Annotated in this window: 11 protein-coding genes; 6 read left to right on the top strand and 5 right to left on the bottom strand. The window is 62.4% G+C overall.

What is annotated here, in order from left to right; all coding sequences use genetic code 11:
- Positions 1–536: 536 nt before the first annotated feature.
- Together EFR00_RS31190 and EFR00_RS31185 are read left to right on the top strand one after the other, a co-directional pair.
- Positions 537–992 carry a DUF2231 domain-containing protein gene (locus EFR00_RS31190; RefSeq protein WP_039618394.1) on the top strand — a complete coding sequence of 152 codons (456 nt, stop codon included), beginning with the start codon at positions 537–539 and terminating at the stop codon, positions 990–992.
- Positions 993–1,453: 461 nt separating this feature from the next.
- The gene (locus EFR00_RS31185; RefSeq protein WP_039618396.1) at positions 1,454–3,028 is read left to right on the top strand and encodes a carboxylesterase/lipase family protein; all 1,575 of its coding nucleotides are present in this window, start codon (positions 1,454–1,456) and stop codon (positions 3,026–3,028) included.
- Between the two features lie 147 nt (positions 3,029–3,175).
- Here the strand turns inward: EFR00_RS31185 and EFR00_RS31180 are convergent, their stop codons facing one another.
- The 4 genes from EFR00_RS31180 to EFR00_RS31165 form a co-directional block, all read right to left on the bottom strand.
- Complete coding sequence (locus EFR00_RS31180; protein WP_125864896.1) at positions 3,176–4,159, bottom strand: carbon-nitrogen hydrolase family protein; 984 nt, start codon at positions 4,157–4,159, stop codon at positions 3,176–3,178.
- Positions 4,160–4,850: 691 nt separating this feature from the next.
- Complete coding sequence (locus EFR00_RS31175; protein ID WP_039618400.1) at positions 4,851–6,164, bottom strand: HlyD family type I secretion periplasmic adaptor subunit; 1,314 nt, start codon at positions 6,162–6,164, stop codon at positions 4,851–4,853.
- 15 nt (positions 6,165–6,179) lie between these two features.
- On the bottom strand, positions 6,180–7,931 hold the full coding sequence (locus tag EFR00_RS31170) for a type I secretion system permease/ATPase (RefSeq protein WP_052272551.1): 1,752 nt from the start codon (positions 7,929–7,931) through the stop codon (positions 6,180–6,182).
- Between the two features lie 138 nt (positions 7,932–8,069).
- On the bottom strand, positions 8,070–12,707 hold the full coding sequence (locus EFR00_RS31165; RefSeq protein ID WP_125864894.1) for a cadherin-like domain-containing protein: 4,638 nt from the start codon (positions 12,705–12,707) through the stop codon (positions 8,070–8,072).
- Between the two features lie 486 nt (positions 12,708–13,193).
- On the opposite strand from EFR00_RS31165, the gene EFR00_RS31160 reads away from it, so the two are divergent.
- The gene (locus EFR00_RS31160) at positions 13,194–13,694 is read left to right on the top strand and encodes a GFA family protein (protein ID WP_077989441.1); all 501 of its coding nucleotides are present in this window, start codon (positions 13,194–13,196) and stop codon (positions 13,692–13,694) included.
- Positions 13,695–14,001: 307 nt separating this feature from the next.
- Here the strand turns inward: EFR00_RS31160 and EFR00_RS31155 are convergent, their stop codons facing one another.
- Positions 14,002–14,391: a winged helix-turn-helix transcriptional regulator gene (locus EFR00_RS31155; RefSeq protein WP_051649832.1), complete on the bottom strand. Its 390-nt coding sequence runs from the start codon at positions 14,389–14,391 to the stop codon at positions 14,002–14,004.
- Positions 14,392–14,517: 126 nt separating this feature from the next.
- Between EFR00_RS31155 and EFR00_RS31150 the strand changes: the two genes are divergently transcribed.
- The 3 genes from EFR00_RS31150 to EFR00_RS31140 all read left to right on the top strand — a co-directional run bounded on the left by EFR00_RS31150 (position 14,518) and on the right by EFR00_RS31140 (position 17,822).
- Positions 14,518–15,366 (top strand): SDR family oxidoreductase, encoded by an 849-nt coding sequence (locus EFR00_RS31150; protein ID WP_077989443.1) that lies wholly within the window; start codon positions 14,518–14,520, stop codon positions 15,364–15,366.
- Between the two features lie 16 nt (positions 15,367–15,382).
- On the top strand, positions 15,383–15,778 hold the full coding sequence (locus tag EFR00_RS31145; protein ID WP_077989444.1) for a DoxX family protein: 396 nt from the start codon (positions 15,383–15,385) through the stop codon (positions 15,776–15,778).
- Between the two features lie 271 nt (positions 15,779–16,049).
- Positions 16,050–17,822 (top strand): SLC13 family permease, encoded by a 1,773-nt coding sequence (locus EFR00_RS31140; RefSeq protein WP_077989445.1) that lies wholly within the window; start codon positions 16,050–16,052, stop codon positions 17,820–17,822.
- Positions 17,823–17,901: the final 79 nt, after the last annotated feature.

Genomic DNA, 17,901 nt, shown 5'->3' with positions numbered 1-17,901 from the left:
AGTCGTTCGACCAGCTCACCCCAATCCAGTGCTTGTAACGAATCGCTCATGACCAAGGTGAATCACTCGCGATCACCATCGTCAAGACTAAGTTAGCGCCTATGGGGCTTGACCCGAGGACCCATGCTGGCCTCCTCGGCTGCGGCTATGGATTCCAGGCTCAAGGCCTGGAATGACGGAGATCGGGGAGGCGATCGGCAAGAGGCGCAACGGAGGTTGCGGAGGGCGATCTGCAAGAGGTGCAACGCTCCTGCTATTCCCCTCACCACCGCTGGATTTGCCACGAAACTCATCCCACCCTCCGTCGTCCTCGGGCTTGACCCGAGGACCCATGCCGGCCTCGTCGACTACGGCCATGGATTCCAGGCTCAAGGCCTGGAATGACGGAGGTTGGGAAGGGCGATCGGCAAGAAGCGCAACGGAGGTCGAGGAGGGCCGTCGGCAAGAGTAGGCGCCTGCGCACCCGCGACAGGCCGGGAACCGACGATGCCTTCGATTGTTAGGAAGCGCACAACTGAAACCGTCGGAGGCAGCAGATGAACCCGAAAAGCACGTTGAGCATTGCCGGCCATCCGATTCATCCGATGTTGATCCCGTTCCCGGTCGCCTTCTTCGCCGGAACGCTGGTCACCGATATCGTTCACAGCCAATCCGACAATCCGTTCTGGCCGGCCGCGTCGAACTGGATGCTCGCAGCCGGCCTCCTCATGGCGGCACTGGCGGCACTCGCCGGGCTGACCGACTTCTTGGGGGATGCCCGCATCCGCGCCTTGCGCGATGCCTGGCTCCACATGATCGGCAATGTCGTCGTCGTTCTGATCGAGGCCGTCAGCCTCTGGCGCCGGCTCGTCCAGGGCCCGGATTTCATCGTGCCGACCGGGCTGGTTCTGTCTCTGCTCGCCGTTGCGCTTCTTTTGTTCAACGGCTGGAAAGGCTGGGAAATGGTCTACCGCCACCGGGTCGGCGTCAGCGAAGAGACCGACATCCGCTGAGGTGAGGCAGAGGGCATGTGATCGGCCGAGCGGCTGAGGGGCTTGCTGCTTTCACCGCGCTCCCACGCAAACACTGCGCCTGATGCCGCCGCTGCTTTGGCTGCGGCAAGGTTGATAGGTGCGGCGGAGATCGGGTGAGGGGCCCCGTTTTTAGAGGGGGCGGGCCGCACAGAGTATCGAAGTGCATGGCTGTGTTATCAGCACCTCCGCACGGCCCACCATACTTACGATCGGCGGAGCTTCTTGTTCCCGCACTGACGGAATATTCTGATCAGCCGCATCAGGCGCCGATTGCAGCCGTTCACAGAGGTATCTTCGCTTCCCCCGTCATACCTTCACCGCCGAGACGAAAAGGAACCGCGGGGTCGTCGTCACGCTGCGGTCGGACGAACCCTTTTCGTTGCCGCTCTACGAGAGTATTTTGCACTCAAACTGTCTCAACTTTGCGGTGGAGAGTGGCGGTGTTTATGAACGGCCGTCGCAAGTTCCTGCTCTTTTTAGTCGTCGCATCATGTCAGATGGTGTTCGCGCTACGATCAGGTGCGGTGGACGATATCGTGACGATCGACAGCGGAATGCTGAAGGGTGAGAGGTCGGGCACAGTCGTCAGCTTCAAGGGCATACCCTATGCGGCGCCACCGGTTGGTGATCTGAGATGGCGCAATCCGAGACCGATCGAGGCATGGAGTGGCATCAGGGATGCCCGCGATTTCGGTCCGTCCTGCATGCAGACCGACGACCTGCCGATGTCAGAGGATTGTTTGACCCTCAATGTCTGGACGCCGGCCAAGCGGCCTCCGACACCGATGCCGGTGATGGTCTGGATTTACGGCGGCGCTCTTGTCCATGGAAACACCGTTCAGTATCCCGGTGCCCAGCTTGCCGCCCGGAAAGTTGTGTTCGTCAGCATGAACTACCGCATGGGGCGATTGGGTTATTTTGCCCATCCGGCACTGATGAAGGAATCCCCTGACGAGCCGGTCGGCAACTATGGTTACATGGATCAGCTGGCCGCCCTGAAATGGGTCCGGCAGAATATCGATGCCTTCGGCGGTGATCCGAAGAAAGTGACGATCTTCGGAGCCTCGGCCGGTGGCGGCTCGGTGATGGCGCATATGATATCGCCATTGTCACGCGGGTTTTTCCGGGGCGCCATTCTGCAATCACCGGGCCTGCCGACCGCGCGTGCTGAAATCACGCCCTTGTCACCTTTGAAGGAAGCAGAAAAAACCGCCTTGGACTACGCGGCTTCTCTCAGAATCAACGGCAGCGATGCCGACGCTCTCACCGCCCTTCGGGCGCTGCCTGCGGAAAAGCTGACCGAGGGTGCATCGGCGCAGGAGGTGCTGGCGGGAATGGCGACCGGCAAGCCCGTCATCGGCATCTCAGGCCCGATGATTGACGGACGGTTTTTGCTCGAAACGCCGGAAGCGGCTCTTGCGGCAAGCCGTCAGGCGCCCGTTCCGGTCATGATCGGGGTCAATGATCGCGATCTCGGTCTCGGTCAGGCAGCGACGAAAGACGATCTCTTCGCGCTGTTCGGAAGCCGTGCCGCCGAAGCCCGCAGCCTCTACGATCCCACCGGCCAGCAGAGCCTTGATGAACTGAAGCAGCAGGTTCTGGCCGACAGAACGCTTGTCGAGCCATCCCGCCACCTCGCCGACGAGATCGCCCGCACCGGCCAGCCGACATGGTGGTATCGTTTCTCCTATGTCGCCGAGGCCTTACGCAACGATCCGACATGGAAAGGCGCTCTGCACGGCTTCGAAATTCCCTATATTTTCGACATGCCAAACGCGCTGGTGAAAGACAAAGTGACGCCAGCCGACTGGGCGATGGCCACATTGGTGAGTTCTTACTGGGTGGGGTTTGCTGCGAATGGTGACCCCAATGGAGGCTCGCGGCCCAAATGGCCCCACCATAACGCGGCCGTCGACAGGCTGATCGACTTCACCAATCACGGCGTGACGGTAGGAGCCGATCCGCTGAAGCTCCGGCTCGACCTCTGGCAAAGCCATTGGGAGGAGAAGAAGTGACAGGGCGGTGCACAGGGCGAGGCCGGGATAGAGGTGCATGTAGACGTCATCCACATCCGGCGATACCGGCTCCACCGTCCAGATCCCCAACCGTGCCGAGATGACGGCCGCGGGTGTGATCAGCGCACCGCTGATCACACCTGCTCGTCAGAACAGATTGCGGCTATCGCTCCTTGGATCACCTTCGACATGGTGTGGTGCGTAAAGGTCAGCACGAGCCTTCCGCCGCCACGGTCTTGCAGGATGCTCCGGATCGGTTCGTATGTCCGCAACGGCAATTCCGGCTTCGCCATTCGTGGGGCACAGCGCAGCCCATTGACCATCCGGGGCAGCTATCCCTGCGGGAGCAACGATGCTCTGCGGCGCATGCGCTGAAAAACTGACCCAGTATGAATTGCTTGCAGCGTGGCCGAGTGCTTCGGCGGCGAAGGCCGATGATGGTCTCTCGCCTGAGGTGGAGAACAGAACGCAATCGACATCATGCCGCTCATACTCGATGAATATTTCCGGATAGTGCACCTCCATGCCGAGCGAGCAACCGAAGCGAAACCCGTCCACCGCGAACGTCACCGGAATTTTGCCGGGTGAATACATGTGGGAAATCTTCGTATTCGACAGCAGTCGCTCGTCGTATCGCGTCACCAGTTCGCCGCGATCGGAAATGACGTAGAGGCTGTTATGCGGCCGGTTCGGCGCGGTAAGCTGATGCACGGAGCCAAAGACCGTCCATAGCTTTAGCTGGCCCGCAAGCTTTCTGGTCGCCTCCACTTCCTCGCGAAGAACGCCCCACTGGCAGCGGGTCCAATCGGACGGGCCGATCTCCCGGGGGCCGCTCTCGGACATGATGCGCTTGTTGGGAAAGCAGGTGGCGCCTTCCGGAAAGTGGATGAGGCGAGCGCCTGCCTTGTGGGCTTTCTTCATCAGTTGGCGCATCTCCGCTCCGGCGGAATGAAGCGCCGAACTGTCACGGGGATCATCGAACACGGAGGTTTGCGCTACAGCCATCCGCATCGAACCGATCGAGGGATTGTCCTCAGGCTTGCGAATGTGTTGGAGAGCGGCGGTGTAGGATTCGCCGGTTTTGGCTGCGCGGGCACGTATACGGCGTTTAAGATTTCCGTTTCGGGTCATTGTGTGGCCTTTCACGTCCCGAACGCAGTTCCCCAGCAACCCGCCCGAAACGATCGGACCAAGACAGCGGCCTGAGACTGAAGTCCCTTTGCCTCCGTTGAAGACCATGCTGGGGAAGGTCCAGGAGGTTAGGCGATAGGCCACGCCGCAATCAGAATGTCGGTCCGACCCCGATTCGTCAACATGTCGCAATGTCTGGTATCCGCGCGAAGCGATGCGGCCATCAATCCGCCGAAACTGTTCAGACCGCTCCCGTGGCCGACCTCGTCCGTCGAGGCCCTTGCAGGGCACCTCAGGATGAGGTCGGAGAGAGGGCGCGGCCCCCTCTAACCTCCCTCATCCTGAGGCGCGCAGGCCAAAGGCCGGAGCCTCGAAGGACATGCTCCAACGCTGCTCCTTGCACTCATCATCAACGCCGGTGGCCGACCTCGTCCTTCGAGGCCCCTGCGGGGCACCTCAGGATGAGGTCGGAGAGAGGGCGCGGCACGCTCCAGCCTCCCTCATCCTGAGGCGCGCAGGCCAGAGGCCGGAGCCTCGAAGGACACGCTCCAACGCTGCTCCTTGCATCAGAATCGCATCCGCTCCGGCGGGGCTGGATGATCGGAAGACGACTACCTTCAGCTGCCGGAGTGGGTCGCTCATGTCAGGAGGGTCGCCGCGAGGCCGCAAGGCAGATGCGCCTTGCGACGCCCTATTCATCCCTGAAGGCTCGCGTGATCTGGTCGGTGAGCGGTTTGACCAGATAGGACAGCGCGGTACGCTCGCTGGTCTGGATGAAGGCTTCGGCCGGCATGCCCGGTAGCAGCGTCAGGCCATCCAGCTTCTGCAGTTCTTCAGGCGGCACCGCTATGCGCACGAGGTAGTAGGAGAGCCCGCTGCGCTGGTCGGTGGTGAGGTCGGCGGCGATGAGGCTTACATGGCCGTTCAGCTCCGGCGTGGTGCGCTGGTTGAAGGCCGACATGCGCAGCACCGCCCGCTGGCCGATCTGGAGTTGATCGATGTCCTTCGGCGCCAGCCGCACTTCCAGCGCCAGGCTGTCATTTTCCGGCACGATCAGCATGATCGGATCGGCGGGCGTCAGGACGCCGCCGATCGTATGCGCCTGCAGCGAATGGACGATGCCGGACTGCGGAGCGACGATGTCGGTGCGCTTCAGCTCGTCCTCGGCGGCAATCTTGCGCTCGATATATTCGCCGATCTGCGCCTGCGTATCGCGCAGTTCCCGTCCGACCTCGGCCTTCAGATCCTGATCGACCTGGAGAATCTGCAGGTTCGTCTCGGTGATGCGGCCGGCAGCCTGCGCCTGAGCGGCGATCTGCTCGCCGCGGTCGCCGCCGAAGGTGGCGCGCTGGGTCTTGAGGCTGTTGAGCCGCTGGTCCGACACCGCACCCTGCATGCGCAGCGAGGTGAGGGAGGCGATTTCCCTGTCGAGCACGTCGATGCCCTCGCTATAGGCGATCTCCTGCGCCCTCACGCCCTCGATCTCGTGCTGGTACTGAAGAATGCGTTCGCGCAATTGCGCCGTCTTGCTTCGCAGCGCCTCGCGGCGGATGGTGAAGAGCCGTTCCTCTCCGCGCAGGATCGCGGCGATTTCGGGATCGTCGCGCCGAGCGAGCAGGCTGTCAGGGAAGACGATCACCGGCAGGTCGTCGCGTTCGGCCCCGAGCCGCGCGAAGCGCGCCTGGAATTCATCCAGCCGCCGTGTGACGATCGCCAGATTGGCGCGCGTCGTCGTGGCGTCGAGCCTGAGCACCACGTCGCCGGCTTTCACCTCCGAGCCCTCGTGAACCAGGATTTCGCCGACCACGCCGCCGGTCGGATGCTGAACCTTCTTGACATAGGAGTCGACCACGAAACTGCCGGACGCCACCGCGGCGCCGGCAAGGTTCGTCGACGATGCCCAGCCGCCAACGCCGATGACAAGGCCGCCACACATCACCAGGCTGGCGAGCAAGTGCCGGCGAATGGAAGCGGAAAGGCCGCCGTCCCTGTCAATCCCGGTCATGGATGTCCCCCATCGTCATTTTGTTTCAAGCGTTCCATGCAGTCTGCGCGCCGTATTCGTCTGGAGCCTGTTTCCTGCCTCTGCACGGCCCCTTGCCGCGGAGGCCGGAGCAGGAGCCACCTGCAGAACCTTGGACAGCACCTCGTCTTTCGGACCGAAGGCGCGCTGGCGGCCGCCCTCCATCATCAGCACCTTGTCGCAGACGCTGATCGCGCTCGGCCGGTGCGCGACGACGATCGCGATGCCGCCGCGCTCGCGCACCGAGACGATGGCCCTGACCACGGCTGCTTCGCCCTCGGCGTCGAGGTTGGCGTTCGGCTCGTCCATCACCACGAGGAAGGGATCGCCATAAAGCGCCCGGGCGATGCCGATACGCTGGCGCTGACCGGCCGACAGCGCTGAGCCGCCTTCGCCGATGCGGGTCTCATAGCCTTTGCCGAAGGAAAGGATCAATTCGCACGCGCCCGCCGCTTTCGCCGCTGCCACGATCGCCTCCGGATCGGGATCCTCCTCGAAGCGGGCGATGTTCTCGGCGATCGTGCCGTCGAACAGTTCGACGCCCTGCGGCAGATATCCGATATGCCGGCCAAGCGCCTCCTTGTCCCAATGGTCGAGGCTCGCCCCGTCAAGGCGGACATTCCCGGCCGCCGGCGCCCATGCCCCGACCAGCACCCTTGCGAGGCTCGACTTGCCGGAGCCGGACGGCCCGATGATGCCGAGTGCGGTTCCGCGCTGCATGACAAAGCCGACGCCGGCGACATTCGGCCTGCGTTCGCCCGGAGGAATGATGGTGAGCTCTTCGGCGCGCAGTTCCCGCACCGGCTTCGGCAGCGGCAAGGCGCTCGGCTGTTCCGGCACCGTCTTCAGCATCTCCTGCAGCCGGGCCCAGCTCTGCCGCGCCATAAGGAAGGGCTTCCAGTTGGCAATGGCGAGATCGACCGGAGCAAGCGCACGGCCCATCATGATCGAAGCGGCGATCATCACGCCGGGCGTCGCGACCTGATCGATGACCAGCCATGCGCCAACGCCGAGCATCGTTGATTGCAGGATGGCGCGCAGCGCCTTGGCAAGGCCGCCAAGGCCGCCCGTGACATCGCCCGCCCGGCGGTTCGCCTTGAGATAATCGGAATTGGCTTTCTGCCAGCGCGCGCCGATCCGGCGCGAAAGACCCATCGCATGGACGACCTCAGCATTGCGGCGAGCGGCTTCCATCAGCCCGTTGCGGGCAATGTTGTGGGCCGTCGCCTCCTTGATTACCTTCTGCGAAAGCATGTTCGTCAGCAGCGTCAGCGACACCAGCACGATCGCCCCGGCAAGCGCCGTCATGCCGAGCCAGAAATGGAAGATGAAGCAGATGGCGAGATAGAGCGGGATCCACGGAAGGTCGAAGAGCGCCGTCGGGCCGGCGCCCGACAGGAAACCGCGCACATTATCGAGATCGCGCAGCGGCTGCAGGCCGTCGCCGGGCATGCGGGCGATGAGCGGCAGGCGCGTCACCGCCGCATGCACCCGGTCGGAAAGCTCCCGGTCGAAGCGCTCGCCGATGCGCAGCAGGATGCGCTGGCGAAGGATGTCGAGCGCCGCCTGAAAACCGTAAAGCCAGAGCGCGAGAACACCGAGGCCGACCAGCGTCGGAACGCTTCCGCTCGCCAGAACCCGGTCGTAGATCTGCAGCATGAACAGCGGCGAGGTCAGCGCCAGCAGGTTGATGACGAAGCTCGCGGCAACAAGACCGCCGAAAACGCTGAGGTTCAGGAAAGCAAACATGATACTTCTTCTTTCAAGTACCGCAGGCGGCTTTTACCCGTGCTTCCGTCGTGCCGATCGAAAAGATCGGCTGCAGGCCCGCCACCGCGATGAAACCGCCGCGGTGGCGAGATGGCCGAAAGCTGGCCGCCCTTTTGATCAGAGGAGGAAGTCCGAATCCGTCAAGCCCAGGTTTGTGCCTGTCAAGACGATCGTCGCTTCGTCGGTATTCGCGTCCCCGTTGGTATCGAAGTGAAGGATCGTGTTGCCGCCGCTTTCCGTGTACCAGGCACCGTGGGCCGTCACCGTTGTTCCACCCCAGGCGAAGGCTTGATCACCCGGCGTGCTGGGATTGACCGTGTAGGCGTCGAGCCCGCTCACATCGATCTTGTCAAACCCATGGTGGAAGTCACGGATCGTGTCCGGGGAGACGGACGTGCTGTCGCCCGTGGAGATAAACACAAATGTGTCATTGCCGGAGCCACCCCAAAGGTCATCCTGCTCGCCGCTGCCACTGAGCGTGTCGTTGCCGGAGCCGCCGTACAACGTGTCCAGGCCTTGGCTTCCGATCAGTATGTCGTTACCGGCCTGGCCGTAGAGCTTATCGGCCCCGTTATTTCCATTCAGCGTGTCGTTACCTGCCTGGCCATAGAGGATATCACCAGAGTTGCCGCCGCTGATCGTATTGTCACCCGCATTTCCGACCTTGGTATCGACACCGTTGGTTTCGCCCCAATTTGTCGTCGTGGCGTTCGCCGTGTCCGTATCGTGGTCATTGCTCGTATCGCTGTCGCTTTCGATCACGTCGGTGATGCCGAGATGGAAGTTATGCGAGGCGTCCGGCGTGCCGCCAACCGTTGCGTCATTCACACTAACGGTCACGTCGTAGCCGGCCTTCGCTTCGAAGTCCGCGCCACCGTTGAAGTACAGCGCGCCGTTCAGGATCGTGAATGAGGCGGCGTCACTTCCAGACAGCGACAATACGTTATTGCCGGAATCGACATCCGTGACCGCGATATCGGCAACTTTGATCACGCCCCCATTTTCGGGCGTCGACGTCACTGTGTTCGACAACACAACCGCCGTCGGCGCATCGTTGACCGCATCCAGCGTGAAGCTCTGGCTTGCCGGCACACTGCCGCCATTGCCGTCGGTGACGGTGTAGCTGAGGCTGACCGGGCCGTTGTAGTTGGCATCAGGCATGAAGGTCCAGCTGCCGTCATTATTGTCGATGAGCGCGCCATGATCGGCGGTGAGGCCGGAGACCGACAGCTGGTCGCCGTCGACATCAGTGAAGCCGGCCAGCAGGTCGGCGCTGCTGAACGTGTAGGGCGTGTCCTCGCTGCCCGCCGCCAGCGTCGCCGCATTGCCGCTGAGAACCGGTGCATCGTTGACGGCATCAAGCGTGAAGCTCTGGGTCGCCGGGACACTGCCGCCATTGCCGTCGGTGACGGTGTAGCTGAGGCTGACCGGGCCGTTGTAGTTTTCGGCCGGCGTGAATGTCCAGGTGCCGTCATTATTGTCGATGAGCGCGCCATGATTGGCGGTGAGGCCGGCGACCGAGAGCTGGTCGCCGTCGACATCAGTGAAGCCGGCCAGCAGGTCGGCGGTGCTGAATGTGTAGGCCGTGTCCTCGGTGCCCGCTGAAAGCGTTGCCGCATTGCCGCTGAGAACAGGGGCGTCGTTGACCGCATCAAGCGTGAAGCTCTGCGTTGCCGGCACACTGCCGCCGTTGCCGTCGGTGACGGTGTAGCTGAGGCTGACCGGGCCGTTGTAGTTGGCATCAGGCGTGAAGCTCCAGGTGCCGTCATTGTTGTCGATGAGGGCGCCATGATTGGCGGTGAGGCCGGAGACCGACAGCTGATCGCCGTCGACATCGGTAAAGCCGGCCAGCAGGTCGGCGCTGCTGAACGTGTAGGCCGTGTCCTCGGTGCCTGCCGAAAGCGTCGCCGCATTGCCGCTGAGGACCGGTGCATCATTGACCGCATCAAGCGTGAAGCTCTGCGTTGCCGGCACACTGCCGCCATTGCCGTCGGTGACGGTGTAGCTGAGGTTGACCGGGCCGTTGTAGTTGGCATCAGGCGTGAAGGTCCAGGTGCCGTCATTGTTGTCGATGAGGGCGCCATGGTCGGCGGTGAGGCCGGTGACCGACAGCTGATCGCCGTCGACATCGGTGAAGCCGGCCAGCAGGTCGGCGGAGCTGAACGTATAGGGCGTGTCCTCGCTGCCTGCCGCCAGCGTCGCCGCATTGCCACTGAGGACCGGCGCGTCGTTGACCGACGCCAGCGTGAAGCTCTGCGTTGCCGGGACACTGCCGCCGTTGCCGTCGGTGACGGAGTAGCTCAGGCTGACCGGGCCGTTGTAGTTGGCATCGGGCGTGAAGGTCCAACTGCCGTCATTGTTGTCGATGAGCGCGCCTTGGTCGGCGGTGAGGCCGGCGACCGACAACTGATCGCCGTCGACATCGGTGAAGCCGGCAAGCAGGTCGGCGGTGCTGAAGGTGTAGGCCGTGTCCTCGGTGCCTGCCGCCAGCGTCGCCGCATTGCCGCTGAGAGCCGGTGCATCGTTGACGGCATCAAGCGTGAAGCTCTGGCTTGCCGGCACACTGCCGCCATTGCCATCGGTGACGCTGTAGCTCAGGCTGACCGGGCCGTTGTAGTTGGCATCAGCCGTGAAGGTCCAGCTGCCGTCATTGTTGTCGATGAGCGCGCCATGGTCGGCGGTGAGGCCGGAGACCGACAGCTGGTCGCCGTCGACATCGGTAAAGCCGGCCAGCAGGTCGGCGGTGCTGAAGGTGTAGGGCGTGTCCTCGGTGCCTGCCGAAAGCGTTGCCGCATTGCCGCTGAGAACCGGAGCATCGTTGACCGCCGTCAGCGTGAAGCTCTGGCTTGCCGGCACACTGCCGCCATTGCCGTCGGTGACGCTGTAGCTGAGGCTGACCGGGCCGTTGTAGTTGGCATCAGGCGTGAAGGTCCAGCTGCCGTCATTATTGTCGATGAGCGCGCCATGATCGGCGGTGAGGCCGGAGACCGACAGCTGGTCGCCGTCGACATCAGTGAAGCCGGCCAGCAGGTCGGCGCTGCTGAACGTGTAGGGCGTGTCCTCGCTGCCCGCCGCCAGCGTTGCTGGGTTGCCGCTGAGGACCGGTGCATCGTTGACCGCATCAAGCGTGAAGCTCTGGCTTGCCCCGACACTGCCGCCGTTTCCATCGGTGACGCTGTAGCTCAGGCTGACCGGGCCGTTGTAGTTGGCATCAGGCGTGAAGCTCCAGCTGCCGTCATTGTTGTCGACCAGGGCGCCATGGTCGGCGGTGAGGCCGGCAACCGACAGCTGGTCGCCGTCGACATCGGTGAAGCCGGCAAGCAGGTCGGCGGTGCTGAAGGTGTAGGCCGTGTCCTCGGTGCCTGCGACCAGCGTCGCCGCATTGCCGCTGAGAACCGGTGCATCGTTGACGGCATCAAGCGTGAAGCTCTGGGTCGCCGGGACACTGCCGCCATTGCCGTCGGTGACGGTGTAGCTGAGGCTGACCGGACCGTTGTAGTTGGCATCAGGCGTGAAGGTCCAACTGCCGTCATTGTTGTCGATGAGCGCGCCTTGGTCGGCGGTGAGGCCGGCGACCGACAACTGATCGCCGTCGACATCGGTGAAGCCGGCAAGCAGGTCGGCGGTGCTGAAGGTGTAGGCCGTGTCCTCGGTGCCTGCCGCCAGCGTCGCCGCATTGCCGCTGAGAGCCGGTGCATCGTTGACGGCATCAAGCGTGAAGCTCTGGCTTGCCGGCACACTGCCGCCATTGCCATCGGTGACGCTGTAGCTCAGGCTGACCGGGCCGTTGTAGTTGGCATCAGCCGTGAAGGTCCAGCTGCCGTCATTGTTGTCGATGAGGGCGCCATGGTCGGCGGTGAGGCCGGAGACCGACAGCTGGTCGCCGTCGACATCGGTAAAGCCGGCCAGCAGGTCGGCGGTGCTGAAGGTGTAGGGCGTGTCCTCGGTGCCTGCGACCAGCGTCGCCGCATTGCCGCTGAGAACAGGGGCGTCGTTGACGGCCGCCAGCGTCAAGCTCTGAGTTGCCGGGACACTGCCGCCATGGCCGTCGGTGACGGTGTAGCTGAGGCTGACCGGGCCGTTGTAGTTGGCATCAGGCGTGAAGGTCCAGGTGCCGTCGTTGTTGTCGACCAGGGCGCCGTGATTGGCGGTGAGGCCGGAGACCGACAGCTGGTCGCCGTCGACATCAGTGAAGCCGGCCAGCAGGTCGGCGGTGCTGATCGTGTAGGGCGTGTCCTCGGCGCCTGCCGCGAGCGTCGCTGGGTTGCCGCTGAGGACGGGGGCGTCGTTGATGCCGTTGATCACAACCGTCAGCGTGCCGACGCTGAGCGTGCCGTTCGACATCTTGATCGTGTACTGGATCGTGTCGGTGAAGGTTTCTCCGGCATCGAGCGCGTTGATCTGCGCGCTTAGACCGGCTGCGTCATAATGGATCTTGTTGTCACTGCCGATCCAGAATGTTGCTCCCATCTGGCTGGTTTGGCTGAAGCTAATGCCCACGCCGTCCTGCATCAGCAGGTCCTTGTTGTAATCGACAAACGCCTTGTTGGTGACGATGATCGCTGCCCCTCCGTCATCGTTCTTGACGCCGTCATCCACCGAATAGATCGTCGTCTTCACGCCGCCGCCGCTTGCGCCCAGCACGTCGAACGTGAACTGAAGGCTGCCGTCCTCGGTGCCGGATTGTGTCAGATTGGCTGCCGCACCTGAATTCGAAAACGTGACGGTCGTGCCTGAAACTGTCGTAGTCGCCATTTACAATTCCCCCCAGTGATACTCCGAACGACGAAAGTGTTCGCCGCCCAATTACTATTTCCAATCTGGGTGCCCCACCACGTCGCCGAAGAAAGCGCGGAATAAACATGCCCCATCTGCAAGCTATATTATATTTTTCCAAATAGTAACCCAGAAGATGCATAAAATGGTGCTACCTATACAATAGAGTTAAAGTTGATTGTGGATAAACTCGTTCGACAATTCATATGATTATTTGCGCCGGCGTCCGAATTGTCCGCACTTTCCGTTTATCGACATGGAAGATTCCCCACCTCCGACGGCGTGGTGCGGTGCGCGGAAAAAGGTTGGGGCCTGCTGCGGGAACTCTGTTCCCAGAAAACGCGAACGAAGAGCTTCGATGGTTGGCGGACAAATCCGTGTCGACGCAGGCGATGGAGCTGGACGATCGGAAGACGACAACCTAAAAGAGTTGCGGCCAAACCCGCTTCTTGCAGGAGACGAAAAATGCAGCGGATCGAGAGGGAAGTGAGCGGCGGCTGCCAGTGCGGCGCCGTGCGCTACCACGCAAGCGTCATGTTCGACAATTCGCATCTCTGCCATTGCCGCATGTGCCAGAAAGCCTCGGGCAGCATCTTTGCCGCGCTCGTCGCCGCGCCCGATGATGCGCTGACCTGGACACGCGGCAAGCCGAGCGTCTGGAAGAGCTCGGAGCTTGTCGAGCGCGGCTTCTGCGCCAATTGCGGCACGCCCTTGTTTTTCCATCACCTGGAGAACGGCCGCACCAACCTGTTGATCGGTTCGCTTGACGATCCCAACGCCTTCCCGCCGCTGGCCAACACCTGCACCGAAAACATGGTGACGTGGTTCGATACGATCACCGGCCTGGAAAATACCGGTGCGACCGAAACCAACGGCGCCGACTGGGCGGCGGCGATCAAGGCGAGTAACAACCAGCACCCCGATCACGATACTGCTTCCTGGGCGGTGAGGGGGCGTGACGGCTGAGACCTGCCGCTGCCGGCGGAATGAAGCACCGAAATGGCGCGGGGATCATTGAACATGGCGGTTGCGCTACAGCCATCCGCCTCGGCGCCCCTCCCGCAGATTGCCCGGCAAATCTGCAAGACTGACAATCGCCGGACGCACTGATCGCTTCGCCACGGCGAAGCGGTGCGGCCGGAGGGCCGGGCATGTTTCCGCCATGATCAGAGGCGACCGGCTCGGACGTACCTGGAGGTATGCCCGTCGCCAATTGCCTCTGCCCCGACGAAATCTGCTCCGGCAGAATGCTTCAAGCTAAGCTGGAAAAGCTCTAGCGGTTGTCGAAGTCCGCCCGAGCCTTCTCGATCACAGGGCGATTGTCGATTGCCCAATCGCTGAGTACTCGCAATGGCTCGATCAGCGAACGCCCGGCGTCGGTGAGAGCATATTCCACCTTCGGCGGGATGGTGGCATAGGCCGTGCGCGACACCAATCCATCGCGCTCAAGACTGCGGAGAGTGAGGGTCAGCATCCGGTGAGACACGCCGCCGATCTCGCGCATCATCTGGTTGAAGCGCAACGGTCCCCGTGACAGCACTCCGACAACCATGATGGTCCACTTGTCGCCAATGCGATCAAGAATCTGGCCGAGCGCACGGCAGTTGTTGTGATCTTCGCTCGCAGGCAAGTCCCCGGCCTGCGTGGCGGCGGCGGTGTTCATTGGCAACTCCATCGAGGCACGCACATCCCTGTGCGTGGCGCACTTTCGTGTGCATTCTTGTGCATGTACCCGATATCGATCATATCGTCACGTACATTTTGTTCGTTAACAGAAGAGGACGACGACATGAAGATCGGCATCAACGGCGCAAGTGGGAAACTGGGTGCGGCCATCATCGAAGAACTCAGCTCACGCGGAGGCGGCCACCAAATCGTCGCCATTTCCCGCTCGCCGGAGAAGGCAGGTAGCGGGGTCGAGGCTCGCAAGGGTGACTATGACCAGCCAGAGACGCTTCAGGACGCCTATGCCGGGCTCGACCGTCTGGTGCTGATCCCAAGCGCAGACCTACGTCCGGGCGTGCGCGGTGCACAGCTCAAGTCCGCCATCGACGTGGCCGTGAAGTCAGGTGTGCAGCATATCGTCCTGCTGTCGGCGGCAGGCACACGCGAGGCTGCCATTCCTGCACTCGGCGAGTCCTACTGGACAGCCGAACAGCATCTGATCAGGTCAGCTCCACACTGGACGATCCTGCGCATGAATTACTTTGCACAGTCCATGATCGACGAGGTCATGATGTCACAGAGCCAAGGAATGCTCGCTGGACTTGGCGAAGATCGCGTCGCCTATGTCTCGCGCAACGACGTGGCCGCAGCGACAGCAGGAGCCGTATTGTGCGAAGGTCACGCGGGCGCGATCTACAATCTGACGGGACCAGATGCGCTAACAGGGCATGACGTCGCCGCCGTTGCTTCAGAGGCACTTGGCAAGGCCATCGTGTTTGCCTCGATTACCGAGGAGCAACTGCGTGGCGGCTTAGGCCAGGCCGGGCTGCCCGATCTTGTTGTCAATGCCATCATGGACATCAAGAAGACCTTTGTCGAAGGACACTTTGATGTGCTTACACATGATGTCGAGCGGCTGTCGGGCCGTGCGCCTGTCTCTTTCCGCAACGTGTTCGCGGCAACGAAGTCCTGAGGAGAACCGCGTAAACATGACCCGCAAATACATTTATTGGATCAGCACCGCGCTTCTTTCGGCGTTGTACCTTATGTCCGCCACCTTCTATCTCACCCAAGGCGACACGGTGCGACAACTGTTGGGTCAGCTTGGCTTTCCTGGCTATCTGGTGCCGCTCCTGATTACGGTCAAACTGCTCGGAGTGGCGGCGATTCTTTCCCGCATCAGTGTCGGACTGAGCGATCTCGCCTACTCCGGAATGTTGTTTCACCTGCTGCTGGCGCTATCGGCTCATCTGAACGCGTCCGACTACGCCGGATCCGTTCCGGCACTCCTCGGTCTGGGCGTCCTTGTCGTGTCTTTCACGACCCAAAATGCCGCACGAGCAAAGCCATCGCCGTATGCGGCCTCCCAGCCGGTCGGAAGCTGAAACTTTTGCGATCTGCGTCCCGATCCAGTTTCGGGCGCAGTCGTCATTAGGCCGTCGCGCCTGTCGCATATGCTCGACATGCCGACTTGTTGCTGATGGAGACCCAAACCATCGCTGAGGAGCAGGAGTCGACGGGACCCAACCGCCAGCCAGCTGTGAGCCGTCAGGAGGTTGATCATGACGGCAGGGAACTTGCGCAGGCAAACGACGTTCCCCGACTATCTTCTTCCGCTCGGTTGTCGGCGACATCCCAGCCGCTTTCCAGGTCCGCATGACGACACAGCAGATCATCGCATTTTCTGTCATCGGGCTCATGATGGCGGTCTTTATCTGGGATCGCTTCCGCTATGATGTCGTCGCCTGTTGCGCGCTGGTTCTGGCGGTCGTGACGGGGATCGTCCCGCCGGAAAAGGCCTTTTCCGGCTTTTCGGATGACATTGTCATCATCGTCGGCAGCGCCCTGATCGTCAGCGCCGGCGTGGCCCGCTCGGGCATCGTCGATGTCGCGATCAAGCGGTTTTTCCCGAACCTGAACACGCTTCATACCCAGCTCGCGCTCCTGATGATCGCCGTGGCCTTGCTTTCGGCGTTCATCAAGAATATCGGTGCGCTCGCCATCATGATGCCTGTCGCCTTTCAGTTCGCCAGGAAATCCGGCGCTTCTCCCTCGAAATACCTGATGCCGATGTCCTTCGCTGCCCTGCTCGGCGGACTGATGACGCAGGTCGGCACGTCGCCGAACATCGTCGTATCGCGGCTTCGCCACGAGATGACGGGAGAATCCTTCACCATGTTCGACTTCACGCCGACAGGCGCCATCCTGACCGTCGTCGGCATTACCTTTCTGTTGTTCTTCCACTGGCTGGTGCCGAGCCGCACCAAGCAGGACCACGCCATCGAAGATGTCGTCGAGATCAAGAATTACACCAGCGAAGTCGCAATCACCGGCCAGTCGCCGCTGCTGGAGCGGGCACTGAGCGACCTCGTGAAGCTCGGCGATGGCGAGGTCATCGCCACGGCCGTCCTGCGCGGCGGCACCAGGATGGCGCCCTTTCCTGATCTCACGCTCCGCTCCGACGATATTGTAATGCTGGAAGGTCCCTCGGCGGCAATGGACCGCATCGTATCACAAGGCAAATTGAAGCTGTCCGGCAAGCCGCTGACGAAAGAGGGTCAACCGGACACGCATATTATTTCGCTTGAGGCGATCGTCAGCCAGGACTCCTCCCTCGCCGGTCTTTCGGCCAAGGAGCTGGCGCTTTCCTACACGCGCGGGGTCAACATTCTGGCGATCAGCCGGCGCGGCGAACGCCTCAAGGAACGGTTGGGCAGCTTGACCCTCGGCGTCGGCGATGTCCTGCTGCTGCAGGGCAGCCGGGCAAGCCTGGCCGCACTGCTACAGGATTTTGGCCTGTTGCCGCTCGCCCAGCGGGAGGTGATGCTCGGCACCCGGCGCCGTGCCTTCATTCCGCTTCTGATGCTGACCCTCGCCATGGCAACGACCGCCATTGGCCTCGCGCCGGTTCCGGTGGCTTTCTTCGCAGCGGCGCTGGGCATGGTCGTCTTCCGCGCCATTCCGCTGACGGATTTCTATAAAGCGGTCGACGGGCCGATCCTGGTGATGCTTGCCGCCCTCATTCCCGTCTCGGATTCCCTGCGCACCTCCGGCGGCAGCGACCTGATCGCCGGCTGGCTGGGTGCGGTGGCAATGAATCTACCGGCATGGGGGGCGCTCGGCCTGATCCTGGTCAGCGCCATGGCTGTTACACCCTTTCTCAACAATGCCGCGACCGTTCTCGTCATGGCACCGATCGCCGCGAGCTTTGCGACCAGCCTCGGCTTCAGACCGGAAGCCTTCCTGATGGCGGTGGCAATTGGCGCCGGCTGCGACTTCCTGACCCCGGTCGGCCATCAATGCAACACGCTGGTCTTCGGACCCGGCGGCTACAAGTTTTCCGACTACCCGCGTCTCGGCCTGCCGCTGTCGGCATTGATCATCCTGGTCAGCGTGCCGACGCTGCTCGTTGTCTGGCCGGTGAGATAGCCGCTGGGGCGGTGGCCGCGGTCGGTTTGAAACCTGAGGGACAGGAAGTGGATTGGGGAGGGCGGCGGTTGCCCTCCCC

The sequence above is a fragment of the Rhizobium sophoriradicis genome (genome assembly GCF_003939025.1).
GTDB classification, from domain to species: Bacteria; Pseudomonadota; Alphaproteobacteria; order Rhizobiales; family Rhizobiaceae; genus Rhizobium; species Rhizobium sophoriradicis.
The sequence above is the reverse complement of the archived record's forward strand: the minus strand, read 5'-3'. Positions and strand labels throughout refer to the sequence as shown.

Coding starts and splice junctions, on each gene's coding strand:
- EFR00_RS31190 (WP_039618394.1), top strand. CDS start 537: ATGAACCCGAAAAGCACGTTGAGCATTGCCGGCCATCCGATTCATCCG.
- EFR00_RS31180 (WP_125864896.1), bottom strand. CDS start 4,159: ATGACCCGAAACGGAAATCTTAAACGCCGTATACGTGCCCGCGCAGCC.
- EFR00_RS31175 (WP_039618400.1), bottom strand. CDS start 6,164: ATGACCGGGATTGACAGGGACGGCGGCCTTTCCGCTTCCATTCGCCGG.
- EFR00_RS31170 (WP_052272551.1), bottom strand. CDS start 7,931: ATGTTTGCTTTCCTGAACCTCAGCGTTTTCGGCGGTCTTGTTGCCGCG.
- EFR00_RS31165 (WP_125864894.1), bottom strand. CDS start 12,707: ATGGCGACTACGACAGTTTCAGGCACGACCGTCACGTTTTCGAATTCA.
- EFR00_RS31160 (WP_077989441.1), top strand. CDS start 13,194: ATGCAGCGGATCGAGAGGGAAGTGAGCGGCGGCTGCCAGTGCGGCGCC.
- EFR00_RS31155 (WP_051649832.1), bottom strand. CDS start 14,391: ATGAACACCGCCGCCGCCACGCAGGCCGGGGACTTGCCTGCGAGCGAA.
- EFR00_RS31150 (WP_077989443.1), top strand. CDS start 14,518: ATGAAGATCGGCATCAACGGCGCAAGTGGGAAACTGGGTGCGGCCATC.
- EFR00_RS31145 (WP_077989444.1), top strand. CDS start 15,383: ATGACCCGCAAATACATTTATTGGATCAGCACCGCGCTTCTTTCGGCG.
- EFR00_RS31140 (WP_077989445.1), top strand. CDS start 16,050: ATGACGACACAGCAGATCATCGCATTTTCTGTCATCGGGCTCATGATG.